Annotated in this window: 15 protein-coding genes; 9 read left to right on the top strand and 6 right to left on the bottom strand. The window is 73.4% G+C overall.

What is annotated here, in order from left to right:
* Both AVL61_RS05330 and AVL61_RS05335 read left to right on the top strand, forming a co-directional pair.
* On the top strand, positions 1–393 hold the full coding sequence (locus tag AVL61_RS05330; RefSeq protein WP_231738282.1) for a cation:proton antiporter: 393 nt from the start codon (positions 1–3) through the stop codon (positions 391–393).
* Complete coding sequence (locus tag AVL61_RS05335; protein ID WP_058873320.1) at positions 390–1,067, top strand: MOSC domain-containing protein; 678 nt, start codon at positions 390–392, stop codon at positions 1,065–1,067. The genes AVL61_RS05330 and AVL61_RS05335 overlap by 4 nt, the downstream gene beginning before the upstream one ends.
* A 48-nt stretch (positions 1,068–1,115) precedes the next feature.
* Here the strand turns inward: AVL61_RS05335 and AVL61_RS05340 are convergent, their stop codons facing one another.
* Positions 1,116–1,868 carry a hypothetical protein gene (locus AVL61_RS05340; protein WP_058873321.1) on the bottom strand — a complete coding sequence of 251 codons (753 nt, stop codon included), beginning with the start codon at positions 1,866–1,868 and terminating at the stop codon, positions 1,116–1,118.
* 74 nt (positions 1,869–1,942) lie between these two features.
* On the opposite strand from AVL61_RS05340, the gene AVL61_RS05345 reads away from it, so the two are divergent.
* The 4 genes from AVL61_RS05345 to AVL61_RS05360 all read left to right on the top strand — a co-directional run bounded on the left by AVL61_RS05345 (position 1,943) and on the right by AVL61_RS05360 (position 5,759).
* Positions 1,943–2,428, top strand: coding sequence for a MarR family winged helix-turn-helix transcriptional regulator (locus tag AVL61_RS05345; protein WP_058873322.1), 486 nt, complete (start codon positions 1,943–1,945; stop codon positions 2,426–2,428).
* A gap of 64 nt (positions 2,429–2,492) precedes the next feature.
* Positions 2,493–2,978, top strand: coding sequence for a DoxX family protein (locus AVL61_RS05350; RefSeq protein ID WP_082696980.1), 486 nt, complete (start codon positions 2,493–2,495; stop codon positions 2,976–2,978).
* Between the two features lie 360 nt (positions 2,979–3,338).
* On the top strand, positions 3,339–5,186 hold the full coding sequence (locus tag AVL61_RS05355; protein ID WP_408669410.1) for an ABC transporter ATP-binding protein: 1,848 nt from the start codon (positions 3,339–3,341) through the stop codon (positions 5,184–5,186).
* Between the two features lie 3 nt (positions 5,187–5,189).
* The gene (locus AVL61_RS05360) at positions 5,190–5,759 is read left to right on the top strand and encodes a DUF421 domain-containing protein (RefSeq protein WP_058873324.1); all 570 of its coding nucleotides are present in this window, start codon (positions 5,190–5,192) and stop codon (positions 5,757–5,759) included.
* Between the two features lie 165 nt (positions 5,760–5,924).
* Here AVL61_RS05360 and AVL61_RS05365 read toward each other — a convergent pair whose 3' ends face one another.
* Positions 5,925–6,932 (bottom strand): AsnC family protein, encoded by a 1,008-nt coding sequence (locus AVL61_RS05365; RefSeq protein WP_058873325.1) that lies wholly within the window; start codon positions 6,930–6,932, stop codon positions 5,925–5,927.
* Between the two features lie 124 nt (positions 6,933–7,056).
* Between AVL61_RS05365 and AVL61_RS05370 the strand changes: the two genes are divergently transcribed.
* The 3 genes from AVL61_RS05370 to AVL61_RS05380 are packed head-to-tail and all read left to right on the top strand — an operon-like array spanning position 7,057 to position 9,850.
* A complete protein-coding gene (locus AVL61_RS05370) occupies positions 7,057–7,812 on the top strand; it encodes a DUF5058 family protein (RefSeq protein WP_058873326.1) in 756 nt (251 codons plus the stop codon).
* A gap of 32 nt (positions 7,813–7,844) precedes the next feature.
* Positions 7,845–8,594: a hypothetical protein gene (locus AVL61_RS05375; protein ID WP_058873327.1), complete on the top strand. Its 750-nt coding sequence runs from the start codon at positions 7,845–7,847 to the stop codon at positions 8,592–8,594.
* Positions 8,595–8,623: 29 nt separating this feature from the next.
* Positions 8,624–9,850 carry an amidohydrolase gene (locus AVL61_RS05380; RefSeq protein ID WP_058873328.1) on the top strand — a complete coding sequence of 409 codons (1,227 nt, stop codon included), beginning with the start codon at positions 8,624–8,626 and terminating at the stop codon, positions 9,848–9,850.
* Between the two features lie 100 nt (positions 9,851–9,950).
* On the opposite strand, the gene AVL61_RS05385 is transcribed toward AVL61_RS05380, so the two are convergent.
* The 4 genes from AVL61_RS05385 to gcvT all read right to left on the bottom strand — a co-directional run bounded on the left by AVL61_RS05385 (position 9,951) and on the right by gcvT (position 14,435).
* A complete protein-coding gene (locus tag AVL61_RS05385; RefSeq protein ID WP_058873329.1) occupies positions 9,951–11,381 on the bottom strand; it encodes an L-serine ammonia-lyase in 1,431 nt (476 codons plus the stop codon).
* Positions 11,382–11,504: 123 nt separating this feature from the next.
* Positions 11,505–12,875, bottom strand: coding sequence for a serine hydroxymethyltransferase (gene glyA, locus AVL61_RS05390; protein WP_058873330.1), 1,371 nt, complete (start codon positions 12,873–12,875; stop codon positions 11,505–11,507).
* Complete coding sequence (gcvH, locus tag AVL61_RS05395) at positions 12,872–13,249, bottom strand: glycine cleavage system protein GcvH (protein ID WP_058873331.1); 378 nt, start codon at positions 13,247–13,249, stop codon at positions 12,872–12,874. Before gcvH ends, glyA begins: the two co-directional genes overlap by 4 nt.
* Positions 13,250–13,313: 64 nt before the next feature.
* On the bottom strand, positions 13,314–14,435 hold the full coding sequence (gene gcvT / locus AVL61_RS05400; RefSeq protein WP_058873332.1) for a glycine cleavage system aminomethyltransferase GcvT: 1,122 nt from the start codon (positions 14,433–14,435) through the stop codon (positions 13,314–13,316).
* Between the last annotated feature and the right edge of the window lie 24 nt (positions 14,436–14,459).

Here is a 14,459-nt window from a genome sequence, read left to right on the forward strand (position 1 = left end):
GTGGTCTTCGACCCGGTCCTGCACGAGCACCTGTGGATGAGCGTCGCCGGCCAGGTGCTGATCGTGCTCGGCTCCCTCGTGTTCCTCACCGCCATGGTGGGGATCGTGCGGCTGCCCGACCTCTACACCCGGTCCTCGGCCGTGGCCACCGCCGCCGGCGTGGGCATCGCCCTCATCCTCCTCGGCGTCTTCTTCTTCATCCCGGGGGTCACCACCGCGGTCAAGCTGATGGCCGCGGTGCTGCTCCAGCTCGTGACCTCCTCCGTGGGGGCCATGGCGGTCGTCCGGTCGGGCTACCTGATCGGCTCGGCGGTGTATTCTCCGACCCACCACAACGAGCTCGAGGAGCGCACCGGCGGGGCTCCGGGCCCCGGGAAGGAGGACCGCTCATGACCGCCCGCGTCGAGAGCGTCAACGTCGGCCGGGCGGAGGCGAACCCTGCCAGACGGAACCGGCCCACGGGCATCCGCAAGCGCCCCGTGGACGGTCCGGTGCAGGTCCGCGAACCCGGACCGCGCCGGGGCGGTCTCGGCTCGGGCCTGGCCGGGGACTTCATCGGGGACGGCAAGTACCACGGCGGCACCGACCAGGCCGTGTACGCGTTCGCGCGCGAGGAGCTGGACTTCTGGGCACAGGAGCTGGGGCGGGAGATCCCCGACGGCTCGTTCGGGGAGAACCTCACGCTCTCGGGCTTCGACGTCGACGGAGCGCGGCTGGGCGACGTCTGGCGGATCGGCGAGGTGCTGCTGCAGGTCACGGACGCCCGCATCCCCTGCGGCACGTTCCGCGCGAGCATGGAGGTGCGCGGCTGGCTGCGCCGGTTCACGGAGCGGGGCCGCTCCGGGGCCTACCTCAAGGTCCTGTCGCCGGGCACGGTGCGGGCCGGCCTGCCGGTCGAGCTCGTCCGCCGCGCGGGGCACGGAGTGGGCGTGGCGGACGCCTTCCGGGCGCAGACCACCGACCGGGAGCGGATGCCGGAGCTGCTGCGCGCGGGGGAGGACCTGTGCGAGCAGCTCCGGCGGCGGGTCGAGGAGGCGCAGCGGGCGGCCGCCCGGCGCAGCGGCTGAGCCGCCGCCTCCGGAGCCCGCGGTCCGGCCGCGGAACCGTCCGCCCCCTCAGTTGAGGGCGGCGCCCCGGTAGACCTGGGCGACCTGCTCCTCGGAGAGCCGGGTGTCGATCACGGTGGTCCCCTCGGGGTCGTCGCGCAGGAAGCGGACGGGTCCGTGCGAGCCGACCTCCAGGAGCAGCGCGGCCTCGGCGTCGTAGACGGCCTCCACGACCGTGCTGAAGCGGTCCCCCTGCACCGGGGTCACGGACAGCCCCAGCCGGGCACGGACCCGGCCGCCGTCCACGGCGGCGCTCCCCGCGCCGTCCTCGGTGACCTCCCCGGTGACCTCCCCGGTGCCGTCCTCGGTGGAGCTCGTGCTGGAACTCGCGGTGGAGCTCGCAGGGGAACTCCCGGTGGCGGCCCCGTCCTGGCCGACCGGCTCGAGGGCGAGCTCCCGGACCACGCCCACGCCGTGGTCCACGACGTTCGCCAGGCGTGCGCCCAACCGGCCCTGCGCGGTCGCGAAGGCCCGCCGGAGCCGGGCCGTCCACCACAGGGCGGTGGCCACGAGCAGCACGGCGATGAGGGCGAGGAGCAGCAGGGAGCCGGACCGGGACCACTGCTGCCACAGCAGGACCACGGCGAGCGCGGTCAGCACGGGGACCACCAGCAGCAGCGACGTGCCCAGGCGCTCGCCCAGGGAGGGCCGGCCGGCGGCCCCGTCGTCGCCGGAGGCGGTGCGCAGCCGCCGCATGACCTGGACGTCGAAGTCGCGATCGTCCGCGGGTACGGGCCGGGGCCAGGTGCCGAGGGAGTCCATGCGTCCCATTATGGGGCGCGCTCGGCGGCCGCGTTCCCATGATGCGTCAAGGACCGGCTCGTAGAATCGGCCCCATGACCGAGACCCGATGGCTGTCCCCCGAGGAGCGAGAGGCCTGGCTGGCGCTCGTCTCCATCATGTTCACGCTGCCCGGCAGCATCGAGTCCCAGCTGCAGGCGGAGGCGGACCTCAGCCTCGCCGAGTACCTGGTCCTCGCGATGCTCTCGGAGGCCCCCGACCGGCGGCGGCGCATGTCGGACCTCGCGACGGCCACCAACACCTCCCAGTCCCGGCTGTCCCGGATCGTCGCACGCCTCGAGCGCGACGGCCTGGTGGTGCGCGCGGGCGGCGAGAAGGACAAGCGCGTGGTGCTCGCCGAGATCACCGACCGCGGTCTGGAGCGGGTCGAGCAGGTGGCCCCGGGCCACGTGGAGCACGTCCGGCGGACCGTGATCGACCGGCTGACGCCCGTCCAGGTGCAGCAGCTCGCCCTGATCGGCCGGATGGTCGACGACTCCGCGTCCGGTCCCACGGCCCGGGAGCTGGCCGCGGACCAGTAGTGACCCGCGGCACCCGCGAACCAAAAGCTTGACAGGGAAAGTAGTTTTCCCCTACGCTTGTGACATGTCCACAACTCAGGTGCCGCAGCGCACGTCCCCCGTCCGTTCCTCCGCCCCCGCCGCCGCCGAGTCCTCCGCGGCCTCCCTCGGCCTGACCGTCCTGCGCGTCGTCCTCGGCGTCACGTTCCTCCTGCACGGCTGGCAGAAGTTCACCGAGTGGACCCTCGCCGGCACCCAGGCCGCCTTCGCCCAGATGGGCGTCCCGGCCGCCGAGCTCGCGGCACCGGTGGTCGCCGTCCTCGAGCTCGTGGGCGGGCTGATGCTCCTCCTGGGTCTCGGCACCCGCGTGGTCGCCGCCCTGCTCGCCCTCGTCATGCTGGGCGCCCTCGTGCTCGTGCACCTGCCCGCGGGCTTCTTCGTGGCCGACGGCGGGATCGAGCTCGTCCTGCTGCTCGCCGCCGCGTCCGCCCTCTTCGCCCTGGCCGGTGCCGGCCGCTGGTCGCTGGACCACGTCGTCGCGGCGAAGCGCCGCGCGGCCGCCCGCGCCTGATCCCGCCCGAGCCCTCGTCCGGGGACGCCGTGCCACCGGAACGACGAGCCCCCCGGCCCAGCAGCACCCTGCGGGCCGGGGGCTCGTCGTCGTCCCGGTGCCGCACCCCGTGCCGTCCTCCCGCGCCGATTTCCTGCACCGGCACCCCGTGCCGGCTCCCCGCGGGGAGGGCCCGTGCGAGGTCCGGGTCCGGTTCCGGCGGCGCTGCGCCGCGGCGGGTGCGGAGGTGTCGGCGCGGACGCGTAAAATCGTTCCCGGCGCGGCGCGCACGAGACCACCACCACGAGACCGCGCCGGATCCAGCGCGGGTGTTCCCCCGCAGATCGGGGCAGGCCCATGAGCATGCAGAACTCGCCGTACATGGTGCTGTGGCGCACCGTCCAGGGCCAGGAGGTCAAGGACCGGAAGATCGACCGCGGCACGCTCCGGCGCATCGTCGCCTTCGCGCGCCCGCACCGGTCGCGGCTCACGGTGTTCCTGGTCGTCTCGGTGCTCACGGCCCTGCTCGGCGTGGTCACCCCGATCCTGGCCGGTGACGTGGTGCGCGCCATCAACGCCGGGGACGAGGTCTCCGTGGTGGTGTGGCTCGCGGTGGCCATCGCGGTGGTGGCGATCGTGGACGCGGGGCTGAACGTCCTCAACCGGTGGCTGTCCTCCCTGATCGGGGAGGGGCTCATCCTGGACCTGCGCACGGCCGTCTACGACCACGTGCAGCGGATGCCGATCGCCTTCTTCACCCGCACCCGCACGGGGGCCCTGGTCTCCCGGCTCAACAACGACGTCATCGGCGCCCAGCGGGCGTTCTCCAACACGCTCTCGGGCGTGGTGAGCAACATCGTTTCCCTGATCCTCACGGTGATCGTCATGGTCTCGATCTCGTGGCAGGTCACCGCGCTGTCCGTGCTCCTGCTGCCGATCTTCCTGGTCCCGGCCCGGGCCATGGGCGGAAGGCTGGCGAGCCTCCAGCGGGAGGCGGCCCAGCACAACGCGTCCATGTCCACGCAGATGACCGAACGGTTCTCGGCCGGCGGCGCCACCCTGGTCAAGCTCTTCGGCCGGCCCGACGCCGAGGCGGCCGAGTTCGAGCGCCGCGCCGGCCGCGTCCGGGACATCGGCGTGCGGGTGGCCATGCTGCAGACCGTGTTCGTCACGGCCCTCACGCTGGTCTCCGCGCTCGCCCTCGCCCTGGTCTACGGGCTCGGCGGCGCGCAGGCGATCCTCGGCAACCTGGACGCGGGCGCGGTGGTGACCCTCGCCCTGCTGCTCACCCGGCTGTACACCCCGCTGACCATGCTCGCCAACGCCCGGATGGACGTCATGAGCGCCGTGGTGAGCTTCGAGCGGGTCTTCGAGATCCTCGACCTCGTCCCCCTGATCCAGGAGCGGCCCGGGGCCCGGGCGCTGCCGGCCGGTCCGGCGTCGGTGGAGTTCGACGACGTCCGGTTCGCCTACCCCTCCGCCGAGGAGGTCTCGCTGGCCTCGCTCGAGGACGTGGCGGTGCTCGACAGCCGGGGCGGCGAGGAGGTGCTGCACGGGGTGGGCTTCACCGTGCTGCCCGGGCAGACGGTGGCTCTCGTGGGGTCCTCCGGCGCGGGCAAGTCGACCATCGCCCAGCTCGTGGCCCGGCTCTACGACGTCACCTCGGGGGCCGTGCGGATCGGCGGGACGGACGTGCGGGACGCCACCTTCGCCTCGCTGCGGGAGACCATCGGGATGGTGACCCAGGACGGGCACCTGTTCCACGAGTCGATCCGGGACAACCTCGCCCTGGTGCGCCCGGAGGCCACGGACGACCAGCTGTGGGACGCGCTGGCCCGGGCCCGGATGGAGCACGTGATCCGTTCCCTCCCGGACGGGCTGGACACCGTGGTGGGCGAGCGCGGCTACCGGCTCTCGGGCGGGGAGCGGCAGCGGCTGACGATCGCCCGCCTGCTGCTCGCGGCCCCGCGCGTGGTGATCCTCGACGAGGCCACGTCGGCGCTGGACTCCACCAACGAGGCCTACGTCCAGGCGGCCCTGGGCGAGGCGATGGCGGGGCGCACCGCCCTGGTCATCGCCCACCGGCTCTCGACCATCCGCTCCGCCGACCAGATCCTGGTGGTCGAGGACGGCCGGATCGTGGAACGCGGCCGGCACGCCGAGCTGCTCGCCGTGAGCGGGCGCTACGCGGAGCTCTACGAGACGCAGTTCGCGGACCAGGAGGTCTGACCCGTGCTCGAGGACGCCGTGGCCCTCCTCGGCGTGGACGCCCCCGGGGCGCTGGCGGTGGTGGCCTCGGCCGTGGGCATCTATCTCGCGTTCCTGCTCATGGTGCGGCTCTTCGGCCAGCGCGTGCTCTCCCGGCTGTCGACCTTCGACGCGGTCGTGGCGGTCATGCTCGGCGCCGTGGCCGGGCGCGCGGTCCTGGGGGACACGCCCACCCTCGCCGCGGGCGTCCTGGGGCTCGGCACACTGTTCGCGCTCGAGGCGGCCTTCGGCCAGCTCCGCGCGGGGATCCGCGTGTCGGCGCTGATGAACAACCAGGCGGTCCTGCTGATGGCCGGCGGGCGGGTGCTGGAGGCCAACCTCCGCCGGGTCCACGTGGTGGAGTCGGAGCTCTTCGGGGCCCTGCGGGAGGCGGGCGTGCGCAGCCCCGGCGAGATCGCGTGCGTGGTCTTCGAGGCCTCCGGCACGATCAGCGTCCTGCGGCGCGGCACGCCGCTCGACCCCCGGCTGCTCGCCGGCGTCAGGGACGCCCACCTGGTCCCGGAGGAGCTGCTGGGGGACCCGCACCGGGACTGAGCCCGCCGCGCCCCGTTCGCGGGACGCTCCGTCCGCCGCACCCCGTGGCGAGGTCCCGTTCGCCGTGCGCCTCGCACCGAGTGGCCCTGTCTCCGGTGCGTCCGCCCCGCGGTGCGTCCGCCCCGCCGTGTGTCCGGCCCGCGGTCCCGCGCGGCCGGGGCGGCCTCACCGGGCGGCCGGGGCGAGCTCGGTCACCACCTCGCCGGTCGCGGTCGAGTCGTCGCGCAGCATCCAGCCCATGCGCTTGTGGGTGCGGACCCCCACGTCGGACTCCACGACCTGGACCCCCGGCGCGGCGGCCTGCAGCTCCGCCTCGACGTCGAAGATGTCCCCGGGGGTGCGCAGCCAGAGCAGGAACGTGAGGTTGGTGTCGCCGGTGGTGGAGGCGCACAGGCGCAGCGTCCGGTAGGTGCGCAGGGTGCGCACGGCCGCCTCGAGCTGCGCCGGCGGGACCCGGACGTACCACTGGCACGACACCGGGTAGCCGGAGTACTGCTGGGCCAGTTCGCAGCGGAGGGCCACGAGGCCGGTCTCGAGCACCTGGCGCAGGTGCCGGGCGGCCGTCGTCGGATGGGTGCCCGTCGCGGCCGCGATCTCGGCGGCGGTGGCGCGCCCGTCGCCCTGGAGCACGGCCGTCAGCTCCTCGAGGCGGGCGGGAACGGCGCCGTGGGGACGGTGCGCCTCCGTCCGCAGGGCGCCCACGCGGCGCTGCTGCTCCGGGGAGAGGACGTCGAGGCGCCAGTTGTTGCCGATCGCGTGGAGCCGGGTGGCCACCGTGAGCTGGGCCCGCAGGATCGCCGGGTCCGCCCGCACCAGCGGCAGCACGTCCTGGGTCATCTGCTCCCAGCTGCGGGTGAGGACGGTGAGCCGGACGTCCCAGGCGCGCGCGGACTCCTCCACGGTGCCGATCTCCGGCACCGCGCACAGCCGCTCCAGCACCTCGGCCCGGCGGCCCGGGCGGCACTCGAGGCCGATGAAGGTGGCGCAGCCCTGCGTGCCGGAGGTGCCGAGGTGGGCGGTGACCCAGGTGCGGCCGTCGGCCCGCAGCCGGTCCCAGCGAGCGGCGAGGGTGCTGGGGTGGCGGCCGAGCGCGGCCCCCAGCTGGGTCCAGGTCGCCCGCGGAGCGATCTGCAGGGCATGGACGAGCTCGAGGTCCTCCACGGGCAGTTCCATGCTGGTTCCTTCGGTCAGAAGCGGAATCTGTGCAGGATTTCAGGATATCGGGTCGAGGTGATCGGCGTCACGTCACGCTCGGAGAAAGCACCCGCCACCGATCCGACCACCACTGGGAGCTCCCATGAAACTGCGCACCGTTGTCGACGGCGCCTCCACCGACATCCTGTCCGTGGCGAACCTGCCCGTGCTGTGGATCTGCGCCCTCGGCGTCTTCGCCGTCATCGTCGTCCAGACCCTCATCTACGTCCGGGCCGCCCGCACGGCGGCTCCCGCCGCCGGGGTGAGCCCCGCCGAGCTCAGGACCTCCTTCCGCGCCGGGGCGGTCTCGGCGGTCGGCCCGTCCCTGGCCGTGGCCCTCGTCGCCGTGGCGCTGCTGACCGTCTTCGGCACCCCGGCCGTGCTCGTGCGGATCGGGCTGATCGGGTCGGTGTCCTTCGAGACCGGCGCCGCCAGCATCGCCGCGGGCAGCATGGGCGCCGATCTCGGCGGTCCGACCTACACGCAGGGCGTGTTCGCCGTGGCGTTCATGGCGATGAGCCTGGGCGGGGCGATGTGGATGCTCGCCACGCTGATCCTCACCCCGCTGCTCAAGCGCGGCGACGTCAGCCTGCGCAAGGTCAATCCCGCGGTGATGACGGTGGTCCCCGGGGCGGCCCTGCTCGCGGCCTTCTTCGCCCTCGGGCTCGGGGAGCTGCCCAAGTCCGGCAACCACGTGGTGGCCTTCGTCGCCTCCGCGGCCACGATGGCCGCCTTCCTCGGGATCGCCAAGGTGCTCCGGCGCCAGTGGATCCGCGAGTGGGCCCTGGGCATCGCCATCCTGACCGCCTTGGTCGTCACCTACTTCACTGTCGGCGCCGGCGTCTTCCCCAGCGCCTGAGCCCGCGCCCGAGACCACCGAAGGACTCCGCCATGACCACCGTGACCCACACCGACTCCGCCCTGCAGCGCTTCGACGCGACCACCGCCCGCTGGGGCCGTCTGACGATGATCGCCGGGCTGGTCTTCGCCCTGGCCGGCCCCGCCTACCTCGTCCTCTTCAGCGGCCTGGACGTGGACCAGGCCCGGATCTGGACCGCCCTGCTGGCGATCGCCGGCACCTTCGGGGTGCTCTGGGTCGTGGAGCCGCTGACCTACTACCCGATCCTGGGCCAGGCCTCGATGTACCAGGCGTTCATGATCGGCAACATCTCCAACAAGCTGCTGCCCTCGGCGCTGATCGCCCAGGCGGCCATCGGCGCCAAGCCGGGCATCCGGCGCGGTGAGCTCGCGGCGGTGATGGCCATCGGCGGCGCGGCGACGGTGCACCTCGTCTCGCTGCTGGTCTTCGTCGGCGTCCTCGGGACCTGGCTGGTCAGTGTCGTCCCGGCCGACGTCGTGGCCGTGGTGCAGACGTACATCCTGCCCTCGGTCCTCGGCGCGGTGCTCGTGCAGGCGATCGTCTCCACGCGCAGCCTGCGCATGACGGTCATCGCCGGCGTCGTATCCGCCGCCGTCGTGTTCGTCCTCGTGCCCACCATCCCCTCGCTCGCCTTCTTCGGGACCGCCATCGCGGTGATCAGCACCGCTGTGCTGGCCTGGTTCCTGCGCGACCGCTCCGCCCCGGCCGACCCGGTCGCGGACAAGGTGCAGGACCCCGCGGACGAATTCCCCATCGACTAGTGCCGTTCCCTCGAAAGGACCCCCACGCCATGAGCACCACCACGGACCTGACGCCGACCGACGAGCTGCGCCGGCAGATGCACCAGCTGTACCGCGAGCTGCACGCGAGCCCGGAGCTGTCCATGCAGGAGCACGCCACCGCGGCCCTGATCGAGCAGCGGCTCGGTGCCCTGGGCATCGAGAACTTCCGGTGCGGCGGCACCGGCGTCGTCGGGGTGCTGCACAACGGCGACGGGCCCACGGTGGCCTTCCGCGCCGACACCGACGGCCTGCCGCTGGCCGAGGACACCGGCGTGGACTACGCCAGCACGGCCACCGGACGGCTGGAGGACGGGACCGAGGTCCCCGTGATGCACGGCTGCGGTCATGACACCCACGTGGCGGTGCTGCTCACGGCCGCCGAGCTGCTGGCCGGCGCGCGCGAGGCCTGGGCCGGGACCGTGGTGCTGATCTTCCAGCCGGGGGAGGAGACCGCCGCCGGCGCCCGGGCCATGCTCGAGGACGGCCTGTGGGAGCGGGCGCCGCTGCCGGAGGTCGTCCTCGGCCAGCACGTGATGCCCTCCCGGGCGGGCACGGTCAGCTACTCGGTGGGCGATGCCATGGCGCTGGCCGACTCGTGGCGGGTGACCGTGCACGGCGAGGGGGCGCACGCGTCCCAGCCGCAGGACGCCACCGACCCCATCGTGCTCGGGGCGCACATGATCACCCGGATCCAGACCATCGTCTCCCGCGAGATCGACGCGCGCCGGGCCGCGGTGGTCACCGTCGCGACCTTCCACGGCGGGCTGAAGGAGAACATCATCCCGGCGTCGGCCGAGTTCACGCTCAACGTGCGCACCTTCGATCCCGCCGTCCGGGAGCACGTGCTGGGCGCGCTGCGGCGGATCATCGCCGCGGAGGCGGCCGCCTCCGGCGCCCCGGAGCCGGAGATCGAGGAGATCTCGACCTTCCCCCGCAACTACAACGACCCCGGGGCCACCACCGCTCTCGTCGAGCGGTTCCGGCAGGTGCTGGGGGAGGACAACGTGCTGGAGATCGAGCCGCCGATGGGCTCGGAGGACTTCGGTGCCCTCGGCGCGGCGATCGGCGTGCCCTCGGTGTTCTGGATGTTCGGCGGCCACGACGACGCCGCCCTCGCGGGAGAGGGCCCCGTGCCGGTGAACCACTCCCCGTTCTTCGCCCCGGTGATCGAGCCGACCCTCTCCACCGGGCTGCGGGCCGCCCTCACCGCGATCCTCTCCCGCGTGGGCCGCTGACCGAGGCCCGTGCCGGCGGCCTGCTGCGGCGGTGCGAGAACGCCGGCCCGGTTCCGGGAGGAACCGGGCCGGCGCTCGCACGTGCTCGGCCGGGACGGGCTCAGCACTCCACGACGTTGACGGCGAGTCCGCCCAGGGCGGTCTCCTTGTACTTGTGGCTCATGTCCTTGCCGGTCTCGCGCATGGTCACGATGACCTCGTCGAGGCTGACCCGGTGGGTGCCGTCGCCCCACATCGCCATCTTGGCCGCGTTGATCGCCTTGGCCGCGGCGATCGCGTTGCGCTCGATGCAGGGGATCTGTACGAGTCCGCCGATCGGGTCGCAGGTCAGCCCGAGGTTGTGCTCCATGGCGATCTCCGCGGCGTTCTCCACCTGGGCGGGCGTCCCGCCCAGGACCTCGGCGAGGCCGCCGGCGGCCATCGAGGACGCGGAGCCGACCTCGCCCTGGCAGCCGACCTCCGCCCCGGAGATCGAGGCCTGCTCCTTGTAGAGCACCCCGACCGCCCCGGCGGTGAGCAGGAAGCGGACCACGATGTCGCGCCTGGCCGCCTCGAGCGCCTCGGGGCTCTCCGCGGCGGCGGCGCGGGCCGCGGGGGAGTAGTGGGTGGCGTAGAACAGCACCGCCGGGATGATGCCGGCGGCCCCGTTGGTGGGGGCGGTGACCACGCGCCCGCCGGAGGCGTTCTCCTCGTTGACCGCCAGGGCCACGAGGTTCACCCACTCCGGCCAGAAGCCGGGGTCACGGTCCGGGTCCTCGGTGCGCAGCCGCCGGTGCCACTCGGGGGCGCGGCGGGCGACGTTCAGCCCGCCCGGCAGGGGGCCGGTGCGCCGCAGGCTGGAGTCCTTGCACTCCTCCATCACGGCCCAGATGTGCAGCAGCTGCTGCCGGATCTCGTCCTCGCCGCGCCAGGTCCGCTCGTTGGCCAGCATCACCCCGCTGATCGGCAGGCCGGTGCGCTCGCAGTGGGCCAGCAGCTCCCCGGCGGTGCGGAAGGGGTGGGGCACCTGGGCGCTGGCGGCGTCCAGGTCGGCCGCGGCGGCGTCCTCCTCGCCCTCCTGGACGATGAACCCGCCGCCCACGGAGAACCAGGTCTCGTCGGCCAGCACGGCGCCGGAGGCGTCCAGGGCCTGGAAGCGCACGCCGTTGGTGTGCCGCTCCAGGACCGTCAGCGGGTGCTGCACCATGTCCTCGACGCGGTAGGGGATGTCCTGGCGGCGCCCGAGGGCCGCGCACAGCCGCAGCGTCCCGGTGGCGGCGAGGTCGGCGAGCCGCTCGTCCACCTCGTCGGGCAGGACGGTCTCGGGGTCGTAGCCCTCCAGGCCGAGCAGGATCGCGGTGAAGGTGCCGTGACCGCGGCCGGTGGCGGCCAGGGACCCGTAGACGTCCACGCGCAGGTCCGCGGTGCGCTCCAGCAGGTCGCCCCCGGTCAGGGTCTCGGCGAAGCGTCGTGCGGCGCGCATGGGGCCGACGGTGTGGGAGCTCGAGGGGCCGATGCCCACGGTGAACAGTTCGAAGACGCTGATGGCCATGACGGTGATGCTCCAAAGGAGGGTGGTGCCCCGGTGCGGGGCGGGGTGGGTGGAACGGTCGTGGTGCGGGCCGGGGCCCGGCCCGCACCACGGTCCTCGGTGGTGCCCGGGTGCGGCTCCTGCTCAGCCCTCGCTCAGCGGGACCAGCCCCGGGTACAGCGGGTGGTCCGCAGCCAGCTTCCGGACGCGTGCCCTGAGGCCGGTCAGCACGGCCGGGTCGGCGCTCGCCGTCCCGGTGCCCTCGGCTCCGGAACCCTCGGCGGCGGCGTCCGCCCCGGCGATGAGGGTCTCGGCGATGATGTCGGCGACCTCGGCGAAGGCCTCCGCGTCGAAGCCGCGGGTGGCCAGCGCGGGGGTGCCGATGCGCAGTCCCGAGGTGACCATCGGCGGGCGCGGGTCGAAGGGCACGGCGTTGCGGTTGACGGTGATCTCGACCTGGGCGAGCAGGTCCTCGCCCTGCCGGCCGTCCAGCGCCGAGCCCCGCAGGTCCACGAGGACCAGGTGCACGTCGGTGCCGCCGCTGACCACGCTGATCCCGGCGGCCGCCACGTCCGGGGACAGGAGGCGTTCGGCGAGGATCCGGGCGCCCTCGAGGGTGCGCTCCTGCCGGGCGCGGAACTCCTCGGTCGCGGCGATCTTGAACGCCACGGCCTTGCCGGCGATCACGTGCTCCAGGGGCCCGCCCTGCTGGCCCGGGAACACCGCCGAGTTGAGCTTCTTGGCGATCTCGGCCTCGTTGGACAGGATCAGGCCGCCGCGGGGCCCGCCGAGGGTCTTGTGGGTGGTGGAGGTGACCACGTGGGCGTGCGGCACCGGGCTGGGGTGCAGCCCGGCGGCCACGAGGCCGGCGAAGTGGGCCATGTCGACCATGAAGCAGGCCCCGACCTCGTCGGCGATGGCACGGAAGGCGGCGAAGTCCAGCTGCCTCGTGTAGGCGGACCAGCCGGCGATGATCAGCTGCGGGCGGTGCTCCCGGGCGAGCCGGGCGACCTCGTCCATGTCCACCGTGCAGCTGCTCTCCTCCACGCCGTAGGGCACGACCTGGTAGAGCTTGCCGGAGAAGTTGAGCTTCATGCCGTGGGTGAGGTGCCCGCCGTGGGCGAGGTTCAGGCCCAGGATGGTGTCCCCGGGCTTGATCAGCGCGTGCATGACCGCGGCGTTGGCCTGCGCCCCGGAGTGCGGCTGGACGTTCGCGAAGCCGGCGCCGAACAGGTCCTTGAGGCGGTCGATGGCCAGCTGCTCGATCACGTCCACGTGCTCGCAGCCGCCGTAGTAGCGGCGCCCCGGGTAGCCCTCGGCGTACTTGTTGGTCAGCACGGAGCCCTGGGCCTGCATCACGGCCACGGCGGTGTGGTTCTCCGAGGCGATCATCTCCAGGCCCTCGCGCTGCCGGCCGAGCTCCTGGTCGATCTGCGCGGCGATCTCGGGGTCGAGCTCGGCGAGGTCCGCGTCCAGGGTCCCGAGATCCTGCTGCGTTCCCGGGTGCGTGCTCATGCCTGTTCCTCCTGGGCCTGCGCGTACTGCTCGGCGGTGAGCAGCTCGCCCTCCTCGGTGACCTCGACGGTGAACAGCCAGCCCTCGCCGTACGGGTCCGAGTTCACGAGACCGGGCTCGTCGACGACGGCCGCGTTGACCTCGGCCACGGTGCCGGAGACCGGGGCGAAGAGCTCCGAGACGGACTTGGTGGACTCCACCTCGCCGCAGACCTCGCCCGCGGTGACGGTGGCGCCGGCCTCGGGCAGGTCGAGGTAGACGACGTCGCCGAGGGCGTCGACGGCGACGGCGGACAGGCCGACCTTCACGGGGGAGGACTCGTCCACCCATTCGTGCTCGGCGGAGTAGCGCAGGTGGGAGGGGATGGTGCTCATGATCGGGAGCCTTTCAGCAGGAGGGGACGACGGGTGGTGGAACGGGGTGCCGAAGCCGGCCGGGTCACTGCCCGCGCTGGTAGAAGGGCAGGGACACGACCTCGAACGGCGCCGGCTTGCCGCGCAGGTCGACCTGCACCTCCGTGCCCGGCTCGGCGTGCGCGTTGTCGACGTAGCCCATGGCGATGGGGTAGCCCAGGGTCGGGCTCAGTGCCCCCGAGGTGACCTCGCCGACGACCTCGCCGTCCACGCTGATCGGGTAGTGGCCGCGGGCCGCGCGCCGGCCCGCGCCGCGCAGGCCGACCAGCTTGCGTTCCGCCCCGGCGGCCTTGCGGGCCTCCAGCGCCGTGCGGCCCACGAAGTCCTCCTCCTTCTTGAAGGAGACGATCGGGCCGAGCCCGGCCTCGTAGGGGGTGAGCTCCCGGGTGAGCTCCTGGCCGTAGAGCGGCATTCCGGCCTCCAGGCGCAGGGAGTCGCGGCAGGCGAGCCCGCAGGGAATCAGCCCGTGACCCTGTCCGCTCTCCAGGAGCGCCCGCCACAGCGCCACGGCCCGGTCCTCGGGCACGTAGAGCTCGAAGCCGTCCTCGCCGGTGTAGCCGGTGCGGGCGAGCAGCACGTCGATGCCGGCGACGGTGGCCGGTGCGGCGGAGTAGTACTTCAGCTCGGCGACCAGCTGCTGCTGCTCGGCGGGGACCAGCTCCTGCAGGACCGCCTGCGCGGACGGTCCCTGCACGGCGACCAGCGCGGTCCCGGCGGACTCGTCGGCCACGGTGACGTCGAAGCCGGCGGCCCGCTCCTGGAGGGCGGCGAGCACGGTCGGGGCGTTGCCGGCGTTGGGCACCACCAGGTACTCGTGCTCAGCCAGCCGGTAGCTGATCAGGTCGTCGATGATCCCGCCCTCGGGGGTGCAGATCAGCGAGTACTTGGCCCGGCCCACGGCGATGGCGGCGAGGTTGCCCACCAGGGCCGCGTTCAGGAAGGTCGCCGCGTCCGGGCCGGTCACCCGGATCTCGCCCATGTGGGAGAGGTCGAACAGGCCGGCGGCGCCGCGCACGGCGCGGTGCTCGGCCAGCTCGGAGCCGTACTTCAGGGGCATGTCCCAGCCGCCGAAGTCCGTGAAGGACGCCCCCAGCGCGGCGTGCTCGTCGTGCAGGGCAGTGTGTCTCGAGGTGGTGCTGTCGCTCATGTCGGTGCCTCTCATGAAAGTGCG

This window comes from Kocuria rosea subsp. polaris (assembly GCF_001483755.1).
Classification (GTDB): Bacteria; Actinomycetota; Actinomycetes; order Actinomycetales; family Micrococcaceae; genus Kocuria; species Kocuria cellulosilytica.